This window comes from Embleya sp. NPDC056575 (assembly GCF_042793325.1).
Taxonomy (GTDB): domain Bacteria; phylum Actinomycetota; class Actinomycetes; order Streptomycetales; family Streptomycetaceae; genus Embleya.
The window spans coordinates 113,480-128,232 of sequence record NZ_JBHTVA010000018.1 but is presented as its reverse complement, the minus strand read 5'-3'; the positions used below and the strand labels follow the sequence as shown (position 1 = coordinate 128,232).

Sequence of the window (14,753 nt, the reverse complement as noted above, 5' to 3'; positions counted from 1 at the left end):
ACCCATCCCCTGTGGAGCGCTCTCCTCCAACGACCCCGTGCTCGATGGAGGGAGCGAGCCGATCGGCGTCCTCACCCCGGAGCGCGCCTGCGGTCGGGAGGTGAGCGGGGGGCCTCCGGCTCGCCTCCGATCCTGACCGGTGCGGCGGAGTCGGGGTGAGTGGCGGAAATGCCAACCATGGATGTATTCCCGCCAGGCCCTGTGGACACGAGCGATCACCGATCCGCCGGCCCACCGACAGATCGGGATCCCATCTGTGCATAAGTTATCCACAGGCTGTGGAAATATATGGGGGATGCCGCGCAGCTCCTGTGGACAACGACAGCACCGACAGGACCGCGACCCGCCCGCGTCGGCCGCCGCGCGGGAGTCCCATGGTGGGCCGGGGCGCCGCCGCCGGCGCCGGTGACACGCCGTCAGACGCCCATCCGCGCGGGCACCTCGTCCGGCCCGAGTCGGCGCATGTCGGCGAACCCGTCGCCGGTGGAGTAGCTGTCCTCGCACACCACGAGCGCCTGCTCGTCGAAGGCCCACACGATCGCCATGCGGGTCTCGTACAGGTAGAACGCGTCGGCGTCCGGCACCGACCGACCCATCCCGACCAGGACCCGGCCCGGGTAGGCGATCCGCAGGATCCCCTCGGTGACCACGGTGTCCCGATCCACCGTCAACCGGTCGATGTGGTGGGCGAGTCGGCCGCAGTCGTTCTCGACCACGGCACGATAGAACTCGCGGACCTCGGCGTGGCTCTTGGGGGCCCTGTCCACAACCGACGCGCCCCACTGGTGATAACACGCGTTCGGCGCGACGGTCGCCATCAACGCGTCGAGATCGCCCTCGTGCTCGGCGTGCATGTGCGCGACCAGCGTGGTCAAGATCGCGCGACGGCGCGGATCACGCTCCTCGGCCAGTCGTTTCTCGGCGAGTTCCCAGGTGCGTCGCGCGTCGATCAGCCCCGTCATGTACATACCTTCCGCCGGTCGTCGATTCGCCCGACACCTTGCCCCGAAGTAGTTGACTGTGCAATACAAATCTCCACACGTGTCGCATCCACGGACACGCGGGCAGGACGAGCCACCGCGGTGGCGGACGGGACGGGTGGCCGATGAGTGCCGACACGAGCGAAGTACGGGACGCGAACGCGATGTTCGACCTGAGCGGTCGGGTGGCGATCGTCACGGGGGGCAGTCGGGGCATCGGGCGGGCCATCGCGCACGCCTATGCCGCGGCGGGCGCCTCGGTGGTGATCGCCAGCCGCAAGGCGGACGCCTGCGAGGCGGTGGCGAAGGAGATCACCGACGCCGGCGGCCGGGCGCTCGCGGTGGCCACGCACTGCGGGGAACTGGAGCGGTTGGCCGCTTTGGTGGACACGACCGTCGCGCACTTCGGCGGCATCGACATCGTGGTCAACAACGCGGCGAACGAACTCGCCCAGCCGCTCGGCGCGATCACCCCGCAGGCGTGGGACAAGTCCTTCTCGGTCAACCTGCGCGGACCGGTGTTCCTGGTCCAGTACGCGCTGCCGCACCTGATCGCCTCCGGACGCGGGTCGGTGGTCAACGTGGTCAGTGCGGCCGTGTTCACCCGCGCCGAGGGCAAGGGCCTGTACGCCGCGGGCAAGGCCGGCCTCGTCGCGTTCACCCGCACCATGGCGGGCGAGTTGGCCGCGCACGGCATCCGGGTCAACGCGATGGCCCCGGGCGCGGTGGAGACCGACATGGTCCGCAAGACCGGCCCGGAGACGATGGCCCGGATGCGCGGCGCCGCACCGCTGAACCGGATCGCCGCGCCGGAGGAGATGACCGGCCTGGCCCTGCTGCTCGCGTCCGACGCGGGCAGCTTCATGACCGGCCAGATCGTCAGCATCGACGGTGGGCTGACCGTGCACTGAGCGGGCCCTCGCCTCGCGAACGGCTCCCGCAGACGGGCCCTCGGCCCACCGGCGAGGCCCCGATCACCGGGACCAGCTCCGCCGGCAGCGGATACACCGTCTCGACCGGCGACAACGCGCGGGCGCCGTCGTGATCACCGGCGCGGACCAGGTCGTGCATCCGATGCGCGAGCGCGGTCACGTCGGTGATCCGGCGTGTCCACTCGTCGGCGTAGGCGCGCGTCGCCCACCCGGCCAGCCCGAGTTGCAGCGAACGATGCGCCAACGGCCGCAGGTCGAGGTCACGTTCGGGATCCCACTGGATCCGCACCGCGGTCGCGTGCAGCCGCCGGCCCCACGCGTCGCGGTCGGGGTAGGTGCCGGGCTCGTAGTGGCTCAGGCACGCCCCGGCCAGCGCCGCCTCGAATCCCGCGCGGTCGATCTCCAGGGCGAGCACCCGCTCCTGGCGCGGCTTGCCGGCCCACCCGCAGCGGTACATCATCCACGTGAAGCTGGGCTTGACCCAGGTCATCCGCTCCCGGCTCCAGGTGTCCGGAAATCGCCCGTCCCGGACGGCCGCGTCGGCGATCTGCGGCTTGTACGCCTGGTACACGGTGATCGTGTCCTCGCTCCACAGCGCGCGGATCTGCCGGGCGGGTATGTCCATGCCCGCAAGTGTGGCGGCCCCACCCGAGCCCGAACCACCGGTTTTCCGCGGGCCGGCCGACATCGAAAAAAATGCTTGATATTGACAAGCGATCCCGAGTCGGAGAGATTCGACGTGCCGGGTGACACGCGTTCCCGGTCCGTATCGATGTGCAGCGCGGGGCAGACCCGACCGCGACCCTTCCGTGCCCGGCGGGCGTCGACCCGCGTCGCGACCACGCGATCCACGCACGTGAAGGAGCAGTGACGTGCATCTCGCCCCGACCCCGGCGCAGGACGCTCTGCGGGCAGAGCTGCGGGACTATTTCACCCGGCTGATCACCCCCGACGTCCGCGCGGACCTCGACCGCGAGGGCGAGGCAGGCGGTCCGACCACCCGGCGGGTGCGCCGACGGCTGGGCTCCGACGGCTGGCTCGGCATCGGGTGGCCGACCGAGTACGGCGGGCAGGGCAAGGGCCCGGAGATGCAGTTCATCTTCTTCGACGAGGCGTACCGCGCCGGCGCGCCCGTGTCGATGGTCACCCTCAACACCGTCGGCCCGACCCTGATGAAGTTCGGCACCGAGGCGCAGAAGAGCTACTACCTGCCGCGCATCCTGTCCGGCGAGATCATCTTCGCGATCGGCTACAGCGAACCCTCGGCGGGCACCGACCTGGCCTCGCTGCGCACCCGCGCGGTGCGCGACGGCGACGAGTGGGTGATCAACGGGCAGAAGATCTTCACCTCCACCGCCCAGGGCGCGGACTGGATCTGGCTGGCCTGCCGCACCGACGTGGACGCCCCCAAGCACAAGGGCATCACGATGATCCTGGTGCCGACCACCGACCCGGGCTTCTCCTGGACCCCGATCGTCACCGTCGGGGGGATGACCACCACGGCGACGTACTACGACGACATCCGGGTGCCCTACGACAACCTGGTGTTCGAGGAGAACTCGGGCTGGAAGCTGCTCACCAACCAGCTCAACCACGAGCGGGTCGCGCTCGCCGCGCTCGGCATGCAGGCGGAGGACTTCTTCGCCGAGGTGCTGGCGTGGGCGCGTGAAACCGAGGTCGAGCCCGGCGTCAAGGTGATCGACCAGCCGTGGGTGCGACTCAAGCTGGCCGAGACCTACGCGCGCCTGTCCGCCGTACGCATGTTCAGCTGGCGCCTGGTGCACGACGTCGGCAACAACACGCTCAACCCGGGTGACGCGTCGGGCGTGAAGTTCTTCGGCACCGAAGGTGCCATCGAGGTGTATCGCAACCTGATGGAGATCGTCGGCCCCGACGCGACGTTGCGACCGAGGTCGCCCGGCGCGTTCGGCGACGGACTCCTGGAGGCGATGAACCGCCGCGCCCAGATCAACACCTTCGGCGGCGGCGTCAGCGAGGTCCAGCGGGAGATCGTCGCCATGGTCCGCCTTGGCATGACGCGAGTGAAGCGGTGAAGGACGACATGACGGACACCACCAGCCGGGACAAGGCCGCCTTCCTCGCGGTCGTCAAGAAGTACGAGGGTGTGCACGACCAGTCGGGCGTGCTCGCGCTCGATCCGGTCAACGGGCCGATGATCCGGCACTGGGCCGAGGCCATGGGCGACAAGAACCCGGTCTACACCGATCCCGAGGCCGCCGCGGCGACCCACTTCGGCGAGGTGGTCGCGCCCGCGACCATGCTCCAGGTGTGGATCATGCGCGGGATGGACGCGGGCCTGACGGTCAACACGGTCACCGGCGAGTTGTACAAACACTTCACCGACAACGGCTTCGGCTCGGTCGTGGCGACCAACTGCGAGCAGGAGTACATCCGGCCGCTGCGGCTGGGCGAGGTGGTGCGGTACGACCAGCTGATCGAGACGGTGTCCGAGGAGAAGACCACGGGCCTCGGCGTCGGCCACTTCATCACCACGCTGGTCAACATCTACGTCGAGGGCGAGGCCGGCCGCGAGTTGGTCGGCACGCACCGCTTCCGGATCCTGCGCTACACGCCGCACAGGAAGAAGCCGAAGGCCGCGCCGGCGGAGCGCGCGCTGCGCCCGCGCAAGGTGGTCAACAAGGACAACCGGGCCTACTGGGACGGCGTGGCCGAGGGCAGGCTGCTGTTCCAGAAGTGCACGGCCTGCGCCACCGCGCGCTTCCCGTTCGCGCCCGGCTGCAACCACTGCGCGTCGTTGGAGTGGGAGAGCGTGGAGTCGGCCGGCGCGGGCGTCGTCTACTCGCACGTCACCATGCACTACCCGAAGTTCCCGGCGTTCGACATGCCCTACGCGGTCGGCCTGATCGAACTCGACGAGGGTGTCCGGATGCTCGGCAACGTGCTGGGCGTGGCGCACGACCAGGTGCGGATCGGACAGCGGGTCCAGGTCGAATTCGTGACCCACGACGCCGAGTTGACCGTACCCGCGTTCCGAGTGGTCGGGGAGAACTGATGGACTTCAACCTCACCGAGGACCAGCGGGACCTGGTCTCGCTGGCCGAGCGCATCTTCGCCGACCAGTCCACCGACGAGCGGCTGAAGAAGCTCGCCCAGTCCGGCGCGGACCTGGACGCCGAGTTGTGGGGCCGGGTCGCCGAGGCGGGCCTGGTCGGCGCGCTGATCCCGGAGGAGCACGGCGGCGGCGACCTGGGCCTGGTCGGGCTCGCGTTGCTCGTGGAGCAGCAGGGCCGATTCACCGCGCAGATCCCGCTGTCGGACACGATCGTCTACGGGCTGCTGCCGCTGCTGCGGTTCGGTACGCCGGCGGCGGTCGAGAGCGAACTGCCCGGCCTGCTGGACGGTTCGCGGATCGTGGCCGGAGCCCTCGCCGAGGTCGGCGCGGCGCTGCCGGCGGTGCCGAGGACCACCGCCCGGCGCGACGGGGCGGGTTTTCGGCTCGACGGGGCGAAGCGGGCGGTGCCGTGGCTGACCGTGGCCCACCGGATCCTGGTCACCGCGTCGTTGGACGGCGCGCTCGCGGTGTTCACGGTGGACGCCGACGCGGCGGGCGTCGCGATCGAGGCCGCGCCGACCACCGCGCCGTGGGCGTCGGGCAACCTGACGCTGGCCGACGCGCCGGCCACGCTGCTCGGTACCGCCGAGGCGGGCGCGGAGATCGCCGCCTGGATCGTCGACCGCGCGCGGGTCGCGCTGGCCGCGCAGCAGGTGGGCGTGTGCGAGCGCGGCCTGGCCCGCACGGTGGAACACGTGAACACCCGCGAGCAGTTCGGCAAGCCGCTGGCCACCAAGCAGGGCGTGATGTTGCGCGCCGCCGAGGCGTACATGGACACCGAGGCCATCCGGGTCACCACGCTGGAGGCCGCGTGGCGCATGGACCGCGGCGAGGCGGCCACGGAGCAGGCGCTGGTGGCCCGCTGGTACGCCTCGGAGGCGGGCAAGCGCGTGGTGCACGCGTGCCAACACCTGCACGGCGGCACCGGCTCCGACATCGACCATCCGATCCACCGCCACTTCCTGTGGGGCCGTCAGATCGACGTGACCCTGGGCAGCGGCATCCAGCACCTCGCCGCGCTCGGCGACCTGCTCGCCCACGTGCCCGCCCAGGGAGGCAACCGATGACCACCGCGAACCCGGCGAGCCTGACCCACGCGGAGGTGTCCGTCGGCGACGAACTGCCGCCGCTGGTCATCCCGTTGACCCGCACGCTGATCGTCGCCACGGCCCTGGCGACTCGCGACTTCCAGGACGTGCACCACGATCCGCATCTGGCCGCGGAAAAGGGCTCGCCGGACATCTTCATGAACATCCTGACCAGCAACGGCCTGGTCGGGCGCTACATCACCGACTGGGGAGGTCCCGAGACCGAGTTGCGCAAGGTGGCGATCCGGCTCGGCGCCCCGAACTACCCCGGCGACACCATGACCCTGACCGGCACGGTGACCGCCAAGCCCACCGCCGAGGACGGCACCCCGCTCGTGGAGATCGCGGTCGTCGGCGCCAACAAGCTCGGCAACCACGTCACCGGCACGGTCACGGTGAAGCTGCCGGAAGGAGCCGACGCGTGAGCCTCAAGCACGCCGACAACCTGCGCGGCAAGGCCGCCATCGTCGGAATCGGCGCAACCGAGTTCTCCAAGGAGTCCGGCCGCAGCGAACTGCGCCTGGCCGTCGAGGCGGTGGGCGCCGCGCTCGCCGACGCCGGGATCGCCCCGTCCGAGGTGGACGGCCTGGTCAGCTTCACCATGGACACCAATCCCGAGATCGCGGTCGCCGCCGCGGCCGGGATCGGCGACCTGACCTTCTTCAGCCGGATCCACTACGGCGGCGGCGCGGCCTGCGCCACCGTCGCCCAGGCCGCGATGGCGGTCGCCACGGGCGTCGCCGACGTGGTGGTGTGCTACCGCGCGTTCAACGAGCGCTCCGGCCGCCGCTTCGGCTCCGGCGTGCTCCAGCGCGACCCCACCGTCGAGGGGGTGGGCCTGGGCTGGAACATGCCGCACGGCCTGCTCACCCCGGCCTCGTGGGTGGCCATGTTCGCGCAGCGCTACCTGCACGTCTACGGCGCGACCACCGAGGCGTTCGGCCACGTCGCGGTCGCCGACCGCAAGCACGCGGCGAACAACCCGAAGGCGTACTTCCACGGCAAGCCGATCACCCTCGAAGACCACCAGAACTCGCGGTGGATCGTCGAGCCGATGCGCCTGCTCGACTGCTGCCAGGAGACCGACGGCGCGCAGGCGATCGTGGTGGTCAGCGCCGAGCGGGCGAAGGACCTGGAGCAAAAGCCCGCGATCATCAACGCGGCGGCGCAGGGCGCGGGTCGCCTCCAGGACCAGATGACCAGCTTCTACCGGGACGAGATGACCGGTCTGGCCGAGATGGGCGTGGTCGCCAAGCAGCTGTGGCAGACGTCCGGGCTCACCCCCGACGACATCCAGACCGCGGTGCTCTACGACCACTTCACCCCGTTCGTGCTGATGCAGCTGGAGGAGTTCGGCTTCTGCGGGCGCGGCGAGGCGCCGGCGTTCGTCGCGAACGGCGGCCTGGAGCTGGGCGGCAAGCTGCCGACGAACACGCACGGCGGGCAGCTGGGCGAGGCGTACCTGCACGGGATGAACGGCATCGCCGAGGGCGTGCGGCAGATCCGCGGCAGCTCGGTCAACCAGGTCGAGAACGTGCACAACGTGCTGGTGACCGCGGGCACCGGGGTGCCGACGTCCGGGCTGGTGCTGGGCGTGGAGTAGCGGCAGGCCCGCCGCCACTGGGCCGTCCGGGTGACGCTTCGGCGCGTCACCCGGGCGGTCCGTCGTTTTCGCCGCCGGCCATGCCCAGCGTGGTGGGAGCCCGTTCCCGCCACGCCAGGAGGTCTCGTGCGTCCTCTGCTCACTCGTCGATTCGCCTCGACCGTGTTGCTCATCGCCGTACTCGGCCTGTTGCCCGCGGGGCTCGCCGAGGGTGCCGCCGCACGGTCGGGGCAGCCCTTCCTCGTCTCCGGCCTGGGCTTCGACACCTGCGAGACCCCCACCGTGGAGACCATGCAGGCCTGGCGCGAGTCGCCGTACAAGGTGGTCGGCATCTATGTCGCGGGCGACAACCGGGCCTGCAAGAGCACCCGGCTCACCCGCGACTGGGTCACCGCCGTGCACGACCAGGGCTGGGACTTCCTGCCCATCCAGGTCGGCCCGCAGGCGCCGTGCTCGCAGGCGCGCAAGCCGGACCGAATCGATCCGGCGCAGGCCGCGCGGCAGGGTGTCGCGGAGGCGGACGACATGGTGGACCGCAGCACCGCGCTCGGCTTTCGGCGGGGCAGCGCGGTCTGGTTCGACATGGAGGCGTACGACAACACCGACGCCGCGTGCCGCACCGCCGTGCTCGACTTCGTCTCGGCGTGGTCCGACCGGGTCCGCGAGCGCGGCTTCGTGGCCGGCTACTACAGCAGCCTGGACTCCGGCGTCGCCGACCTGGTCCGGGCGGTCGGCAGCCGCTCGATCCCGGACGCGATCTGGTACGCCCGCTGGGACGACAAGGCGGTGACCAGCGGCGACGGCGCGCTGCCCGACGGGCACTGGCACGGCAACCGGGTGCACCAGTACAGCGGCAACGTCACCGAGACGTACGGCGGCCGGACCCTGTCCGTCGACCGCAACGCGGTGGACGGGCCGGTCGGGGTGTTCTGAGCACCACCGGGCCGTCGGCCGGGCCCCTGGCGGGTCCGGCCGACGAATGCCCCGGGTCAGCCGCGGTCGACCTCGCTGACCTCCAACGTGCCCTCCGCGTACTGCCGGCGGATCACCTTCTTGTCGAACTTGCCGACGCTCGTCTTCGGCACGGCGGCGATCAGGCTCCACCGCTCGGGCACCTGCCAGCGGGCCACCTGCCCGGCGAGGTAGTCGCGCAGCTGCTCGACGGTGGTCTCCGCGCCCTCGCGCAACACGACCGTCGCCAGCGGGCGTTCGCCCCACTTGTCGTCGGGCACGCCCACCACGGCCGCCTCGACCACGTCCTCGTGGCCCATCAGCGTGTTCTCCAACTCGACCGACGAGATCCATTCGCCGCCCGACTTGATCACGTCCTTGGCCCGGTCGGTCAGCCGCAGGAAGCCGTCGGCGGTGATCGTGCCGACGTCGCCGGTGTACAGCCAGCCGTCCTTGAACCGGCCGCCGCCACTGGCGTCCGCCGAGCCCTCGTCGCCGATGTACGCGCCCGCGATCCACGGTCCGCGCACCAGCAGTTCGCCCACCGCCTCGCCGTCGAACGGCATGTCGGCGCCGTCCGGGCCGACCAGGCGGGCCCGCACCGACGCGGGCAGGCGGCCCTGCGAGATCCGGTACGGGAACGCCTCGTCGCCGGTCAGCCCGGCCGGCGGGCGAGCCACCGTCCCCAGCGGCGAGGTCTCGGTCATCCCCCACGCGTGGATGATCCGGACCCCGTGCCGCTCCTCGAACGCGTGCATCAGGCCGGGCGGGCAGGCCGAACCGCCGACCACGACCTCCTTGAGCGAGGACACGTCGGTCTTGTGTACGTCGAGGTGGTCGAGCAGCCCGGTCCAGATGGTCGGCACCGCGGCGGCGAACGTCGGCTTCTCCGCGGCGATCATCGTGGCCAGCGGCTCCGGCTGGAGGAACCGGTCCGGCATCAGGATCGACGCGCCGCACAACATCGCCGCGTACGGCAGACCCCACGCGTTGACGTGGAACATCGGTACGACCGGCAGGAGCAGGTCCCCGGGGCCCAGGCCGAAGCCCTCCATCGTGCACACCTGCATGCTGTGCAGGTAGGTCGACCGGTGGCTGTAGACGACGCCCTTGGGGTTGCCGGTGGTGCCGGAGGTGTAACACATCGCGGCGCCCTGGCGCTCGTCGATGTCCTCGGCCCAGTCGAACTCGGTCGGCCGGCCCGCGAGCAGGTCGTCGTAGCGGTGCACCCGCTTGCCGCAGTCGGCGAGCGGGGCCAGGTCGGTGTCCGCGCCGGTGACCACCACGTGTTCGACCGTGCTCAGCATGGGCAGCAGCGGGGCGGCGAGCGCGGCCAGCGAGCCGTCCAGGACCAGGACCCGGTCGTCGGCGTGGTTCGCGATGTAGACCAGTTGCTCGGGTGGCAGCCGCAGGTTGAGCGTGTGCAGCACCGCGCCCATCGACGGGATCGCCAGGTAGCACTCCAGGTGTTCCTGGTTGTTCCACAGGAACGTGGCGACCCGCTCGTCGCCGGTGACGCCGAGTTCGCGCAGGGCGTGCGCCAGTTGCGCGGAGCGTCGGCCGACCTCGGCGTAGGAGGCCCGGCGCGGCGCGCCGCCGGTCCAGGTCACCACCTCCGAGCCACCGTGCACCGTGGTGCCGTGTCGCATGATGCGAGCGATCGTCAGCGGCACGTCCTGCATCGTGCTCAGCACAGTGGAGCCTCCCTGCGTTCGCCGGACGGGGACCGGTCGAGGTGTAGGGGATTCTTTCTCGCCGATCGGGTCGTTGTCAGCCCTTTGAACGGCGCGTTTCGGTTTCCGGACCGGGCGGCTCGGTTTCCGGACCGAGGCCGGATCACGCGCCGATCCACGCGCCCGTCGCGACCCGCTATGCGCCCGTACGGGTGAACCAGGCGTGGCGATCGGCCGATCGGGCTAGCCGGACGGAAGAATGCGACGGTGTCCCGGTTGCTCCGGATGGCACATCGTTTTCGACGGAACGCGGCGAGCATTCCGTAACTCCCGTTTTCCGCTCTTCCGGAGGGGGACCGGCGAGCCCTCGACGTCCCCCTGGAGGGCACTTCGTGTACCCGTTGGAGGTCCGACCCGAATCGCACCCGCCGTACGACGTCGTGCTGCCGGACGCGTTGGGCCACCCCGTGCTCGGCTTCCGAAACGGCTACTGGTTCCACATCGGCCGGGACGGGCCGGCCCGGCCGTTGTGCGCGCGCACCGCGATCATCGGACATCCGGAGTCCGCCGGGCCTATCGTGCAGGTCATGTGTTGGTGGATGCGCGAACACCACGATCACCCGCAGGCGATCGACCTCGGTACCGAACTGGCGCTGACCGTCGGTGAGATGAGTCGCCGGCTGCACGCACGGGGGCCGGCGGCATGGTGAGGCGTTGCGGGTCGGTGCGGATAAGGCGGGTGCCGTGCGGGCCGCGGGTGCCGGCGATCCGGGTGCGGACGTGCACGATTCCGCGCCGCCGGGCCGGGATGTCGGGGCGGCGGTGCGGGTGATCGGGCGGGGCGGTTCGGCCGGCTTGCTCGGTTTGCTCGGCCTACCCGGTTTGCTCGCCTTGCTCGGCCGGGGCGGGCGTGGTGCGCGGGGTCGTCCCCTACTTGGGTGAGGCGATCTTGCCGAGCAGGTCGACGATGCGCTGTTGTACGTCGTCGCGGGTCGAGCGCTCGGCCAGGAACAGCACGGTCTCGCCGGTCTGGAGCCGGTGCAGGTCGTGTTCGACGAGGTCGAGCGTGGTGTAGACGACGATCGGCGTCGAGTGCAGCCGCGCGTTGTTGCGCAGCCAGTCGACCACGCCCATCCGGCGCCGGCGCACCAGCATCAGGTCGAGCACGACGAGGTTGGGCTCGACGCTGGACGCCTTGGACACCGCCTCGCTCTCCGAGGCCGCGTGCACGACGTCCATCCCGCGCCGCTCCAGCGACGCGGTGAACGCGGCCGCGATGTCCGGGTCGGCCTCGACGAGCAGCACCCGCGAGGCGTGTCCGGCGCTGTCCGCGGGGGCGAGCGAGCGCAGCAGTACGGCCGGGTCGGCGCCGAACGCGGCGTCGCGGGTGGCCTGCATCAGGCCGGCGGTGACCAGGACCGGGATCTGCGCGGCGGTCGCGGCGGTGCGCAGCGACTGGAGCGCGGTACGGGTGATCGGGCCGGTGAGCGGGTCCACGAACAGCGCGGCCGGCTGCACGGGGACGCTCGCGTCGACCTCCTCGCGCGAGCGCACCAGGAGCGGACTCCAGCCGCGCGCGGTCAGCGCGCCGGCGGTCGCGGCGTCCGGCTCGGGCCAGACCAGGAGACGGCGCGGTTGGCCGTCCGGCGCCGGGCTGACCATCGTCGGCAGGTCGGCGCCGGACATCGCCTCGGCGTCGCCGGGCGGGCCGGCCGGGAATCCGGGCCGTCGACCCTGGAACGGGATCGGCTGGTCCGGCGCGGCCGGGATCGGCGGCAACACCTCGGTCGGCATGTCGGCGGCGGCCGGGCGGCCGGGGCGGTCCTGCACGCTGGTGGTGCGCCCGGTCGGGTCGGCCGCGCGGTTTTGCGCCGGGATCGGCGCGGGCGGCGTGGACAGGCGGCGGCGGGTCTGGGCGCCCTGCGGGGTGTGCGCGCCGTTGAGCCGGCCGCCGGCGGCGGGGGCGGCCGGGGTCGCCGGGGTCGCGGGTTGCCGGCCCGGGGTGGCGGACGGGTCCTGGTGGGTGGCGCCGCGGTGCGAACCGGATGCTCCGGCGGGGTTGTCGGCGGCCTCGGGCAGCTCGCGGGCGGCGCGGCCGCGGCGGGAACGGGGCGGGTAGACCGCCTCGAACGCGCCGCTGTTGTTGCGCGCGGCCTCCTCGGCCTCGTCGTACGCGTCGGTGTCGGGCCGCTCGTGCCGGCCCTCGTCGGAGCCGGCGCTCGCGGGCACCAGGGGCACCGGTGCGACGGTGCCGGCGGGCAGGGCGAAGGGGCCCTGCGGCGCGGGGGCGACCGAGCCGGGTGGCGGGGGCGCGGGTACGGGCGGGGTGGACGAGCCGGCCGGCTCCAGGCGGGCCCGTGGGGGCTGGGCGCCGCGGCCGCGGACGGCGAGTTCGACGCCGGCGCCGGGGGCGGGGCGGTCCTCGGGGTCGTGGTCGGCGCTCTCGCGGTCGGCGGCGGCCGGTGCGGCGGGGACCGCGGGCGGGCGCGGGGTGACGGCCGCGCCGATGCGGCGCTTGGGGGCGGCGGGGCGGTCGGCGGTCGCCGTCTGCTTCGCCGGGGTCGATGCGGTCGCGGTGTCCGCATCCGTGTCCGTGTCCGCGTCGGAGTCGGCGGAGTCGGGAGATTCGTCCGCGGCGGGCGTGGAGCCGTCGGGTTCGTCGGCCTGCTTCGGGGCGCCGTCGGCGGCCTTGCCCGGCTTCGCCGCCTCGTCGGCGTCCGCGTCCTGCTCGTCCTTCGTCGCCTTGCCGGCCTCATCCGTCTTGTCGTTCTTGCCGGCCTTGCCGGTCTTGTCGGCGCCCGGGTCGGGGCGGCCCGACTGGCGGGCGCGGCGGCCCTTGGCCGCGCGGTGTTCGCCGGAGCTGACCACCAGTTCGGCGGCCTCCTCGTCGGCGGGCAGTTCGACGACGTACGTGCTGCCCCGGCCGGCCACGGTGTGCGACTCGACCGTGCCGCCGTGCGCCTCGACCACGGCGCGGGCGAGCGGCACGCGGACACCGCTGTTGCGGCTCTCGGGGCCGCGTACCTCGATCCGGGCGAGGTTGCCGCGCTGGGCCGCCGCGACCACGACGGTGGAGCCCTCGGGGCCGGCCGCGACCACATCCGCCAGCAGGTGGCCCAGGGCGCGGGTCATCGCGTCGACGTCCACCCGTACGCCGACGGGGGACGCGTTGACCGCGAACTCCACACCCGCGCCGCGGGCGAGATAGGTCACCGTCTCCATGGCGCGGTCGACCAGGTCGTCCACCGTGGTCGGCATGCGCTCGGGTTCGGCCGGGGTGTCCGCGTCGTCCGCCGCGGGGGTCGGGTCGGCGTCGACCGCCTGGTGGGCGAGCACCTCGCTCGCGAGTTCCTCCAGGCTTTCCAACTCGCCCGCGACCTGACGCACCATCCGGCGGGCGCCGTGGCCGACCTCGCCGGCGCCGCCGTCGGCCACCTTCTTCAGTCGACCGCGTACCGCTTCGAGTCGGCCCAGTATCTCCGTGTCGACCAACTCGGCCAGTTGGGCCCGGCGTTCGCCGAGCGACTTCTCGCGCGCGGTGTCGCTGAAGGTCATCACGGCGCCGACCACGGCACCGCCGAGCAGGATCGGCGCGGTGATCATGTCCACCGTCACGAAGCCCTCGTCGCCGCGCCACAACACCTGGTCGCGCAGCCGCTGCCGGCGGCCGTTGCCCAGGGTCACCAGCGGCGGGCACTCCTCGGGGGGCAGCGGGGAGCCGTCGGCGCGGGCGTGCATGAGCAGTTCGTGCACGTTCCGGCCGCCGAGGTCGCTGGCCCGGTGGCGGAGGATCCGGGCGGCGGCCGGGTTGGCCAGCACGATGTCGCCCTCGGCGTCGATGCCGATGATGCCCTCGCAGGCCGCGCGCAGGATCATCTCGGTCTGCCGTTGTTGGCGCGCGAGTTCGGCCTCGACGTCGACCTTGCCGGTGAGGTCGCGCACGACGATCATCAGCAGCTCGTCGTCGTATCCGGCCGGCAGGTTGGCACTGGTCACCTCGACCGGGAAGACCCCGCCGTCGGTGCGGTGCGCGGACATCCGGGTCGGCTTGGTCCGGGTGTCGCGGGTGTCGTTGGTGGCCCGTACCGATCCCGGGATGCGCCGGTGGTCGAACGACGGGAGCAGGTCGAGGAGACCGCGACCCACCACGGGAGTGCCCGGCGCCTCCAGGACCTCCAGTGCCATGGCGTTCGCGTTGACGACGGTGCCGTTGCGATTCACCAGCAGGAGGGCGTCCGGCAGGGCGTCGAGTATGGCGGCGAGGCGAGCAGCGCCTCGGGATGGCCTGCTGCTCACGAAGCGCGTACCTCCTCCGGTCCTCGGACTGCGCGACGGCCATCTTGCCCGTCGCCGCCGGGGCATGTCACGACCGACTATCCCATTGTTTTTGCAGTCACGTTGACGAGCCTAGTAATCTGTTCCTCGTCGGCAA

General features: G+C 72.0%; 12 protein-coding genes. 8 read left to right on the top strand and 4 right to left on the bottom strand.

What is annotated here, in order from left to right; all coding sequences use genetic code 11:
* Window positions 1-416 precede the first annotated feature (416 nt).
* A complete protein-coding gene (locus tag ACFRCG_RS16900) occupies window positions 417-962 on the bottom strand; it encodes a nuclear transport factor 2 family protein (protein ID WP_380032187.1) in 546 nt (181 codons plus the stop codon).
* Window positions 963-1,105: 143 nt separating this feature from the next.
* Here ACFRCG_RS16900 and ACFRCG_RS16895 point away from each other — a divergent pair, with 143 nt between their 5' ends.
* Entirely contained in the window at window positions 1,106-1,891 is a 786-nt protein-coding gene (locus ACFRCG_RS16895) for an SDR family NAD(P)-dependent oxidoreductase (protein WP_380032185.1), read from the top strand.
* On the opposite strand, the gene ACFRCG_RS16890 is transcribed toward ACFRCG_RS16895, so the two are convergent.
* The gene (locus tag ACFRCG_RS16890; RefSeq protein ID WP_380032183.1) at window positions 1,860-2,537 is read right to left on the bottom strand and encodes a DUF4291 domain-containing protein; all 678 of its coding nucleotides are present in this window, start codon (window positions 2,535-2,537) and stop codon (window positions 1,860-1,862) included. The genes ACFRCG_RS16895 and ACFRCG_RS16890 overlap by 32 nt on opposite strands.
* 247 nt (window positions 2,538-2,784) lie before the next feature.
* On the opposite strand from ACFRCG_RS16890, the gene ACFRCG_RS16885 reads away from it, so the two are divergent.
* From ACFRCG_RS16885 to ACFRCG_RS16860, 6 genes are all read left to right on the top strand, one after another.
* The gene (locus ACFRCG_RS16885) at window positions 2,785-3,966 is read left to right on the top strand and encodes an acyl-CoA dehydrogenase family protein (protein WP_126640156.1); all 1,182 of its coding nucleotides are present in this window, start codon (window positions 2,785-2,787) and stop codon (window positions 3,964-3,966) included.
* Window positions 3,967-3,974: 8 nt separating this feature from the next.
* On the top strand, window positions 3,975-4,946 hold the full coding sequence (locus ACFRCG_RS16880) for a bifunctional MaoC family dehydratase N-terminal/OB-fold nucleic acid binding domain-containing protein (RefSeq protein ID WP_380032181.1): 972 nt from the start codon (window positions 3,975-3,977) through the stop codon (window positions 4,944-4,946).
* Window positions 4,946-6,073 (top strand): acyl-CoA dehydrogenase family protein, encoded by a 1,128-nt coding sequence (locus tag ACFRCG_RS16875; protein WP_380032179.1) that lies wholly within the window; start codon window positions 4,946-4,948, stop codon window positions 6,071-6,073. The genes ACFRCG_RS16880 and ACFRCG_RS16875 overlap by 1 nt, the downstream gene beginning before the upstream one ends.
* Window positions 6,070-6,519, top strand: coding sequence for a MaoC family dehydratase (locus tag ACFRCG_RS16870; RefSeq protein ID WP_380032177.1), 450 nt, complete (start codon window positions 6,070-6,072; stop codon window positions 6,517-6,519). Before ACFRCG_RS16875 ends, ACFRCG_RS16870 begins: the two co-directional genes overlap by 4 nt.
* Entirely contained in the window at window positions 6,516-7,697 is a 1,182-nt protein-coding gene (locus ACFRCG_RS16865; protein WP_380032176.1) for a lipid-transfer protein, read from the top strand. The genes ACFRCG_RS16870 and ACFRCG_RS16865 overlap by 4 nt, the downstream gene beginning before the upstream one ends.
* Window positions 7,698-7,823: 126 nt before the next feature.
* Window positions 7,824-8,630 carry a DUF1906 domain-containing protein gene (locus tag ACFRCG_RS16860; RefSeq protein WP_380032174.1) on the top strand — a complete coding sequence of 269 codons (807 nt, stop codon included), beginning with the start codon at window positions 7,824-7,826 and terminating at the stop codon, window positions 8,628-8,630.
* Window positions 8,631-8,686: 56 nt separating this feature from the next.
* Here ACFRCG_RS16860 and ACFRCG_RS16855 read toward each other — a convergent pair whose 3' ends face one another.
* Window positions 8,687-10,342, bottom strand: coding sequence for a long-chain fatty acid--CoA ligase (locus ACFRCG_RS16855; protein WP_380032173.1), 1,656 nt, complete (start codon window positions 10,340-10,342; stop codon window positions 8,687-8,689).
* 371 nt (window positions 10,343-10,713) lie between these two features.
* Here ACFRCG_RS16855 and ACFRCG_RS16850 point away from each other — a divergent pair, with 371 nt between their 5' ends.
* A complete protein-coding gene (locus ACFRCG_RS16850; protein WP_380032171.1) occupies window positions 10,714-11,031 on the top strand; it encodes a hypothetical protein in 318 nt (105 codons plus the stop codon).
* A 220-nt stretch (window positions 11,032-11,251) separates the two neighbouring features.
* Here ACFRCG_RS16850 and ACFRCG_RS16845 read toward each other — a convergent pair whose 3' ends face one another.
* Window positions 11,252-14,617 carry a PAS domain-containing protein gene (locus ACFRCG_RS16845; protein ID WP_380032169.1) on the bottom strand — a complete coding sequence of 1,122 codons (3,366 nt, stop codon included), beginning with the start codon at window positions 14,615-14,617 and terminating at the stop codon, window positions 11,252-11,254.
* Window positions 14,618-14,753: the final 136 nt, after the last annotated feature.

Excerpts from the sequence above, each read along its gene's own strand:
- ACFRCG_RS16900 (WP_380032187.1), bottom strand. The coding sequence starts at position 962 with ATGACGGGGCTGATCGACGCGCGACGCACCTGGGAACTCGCCGAGAAA.
- ACFRCG_RS16895 (WP_380032185.1), top strand. The coding sequence starts at position 1,106 with ATGAGTGCCGACACGAGCGAAGTACGGGACGCGAACGCGATGTTCGAC.
- ACFRCG_RS16890 (WP_380032183.1), bottom strand. The coding sequence starts at position 2,537 with ATGGACATACCCGCCCGGCAGATCCGCGCGCTGTGGAGCGAGGACACG.
- ACFRCG_RS16880 (WP_380032181.1), top strand. The coding sequence starts at position 3,975 with ATGACGGACACCACCAGCCGGGACAAGGCCGCCTTCCTCGCGGTCGTC.
- ACFRCG_RS16875 (WP_380032179.1), top strand. The coding sequence starts at position 4,946 with ATGGACTTCAACCTCACCGAGGACCAGCGGGACCTGGTCTCGCTGGCC.
- ACFRCG_RS16870 (WP_380032177.1), top strand. The coding sequence starts at position 6,070 with ATGACCACCGCGAACCCGGCGAGCCTGACCCACGCGGAGGTGTCCGTC.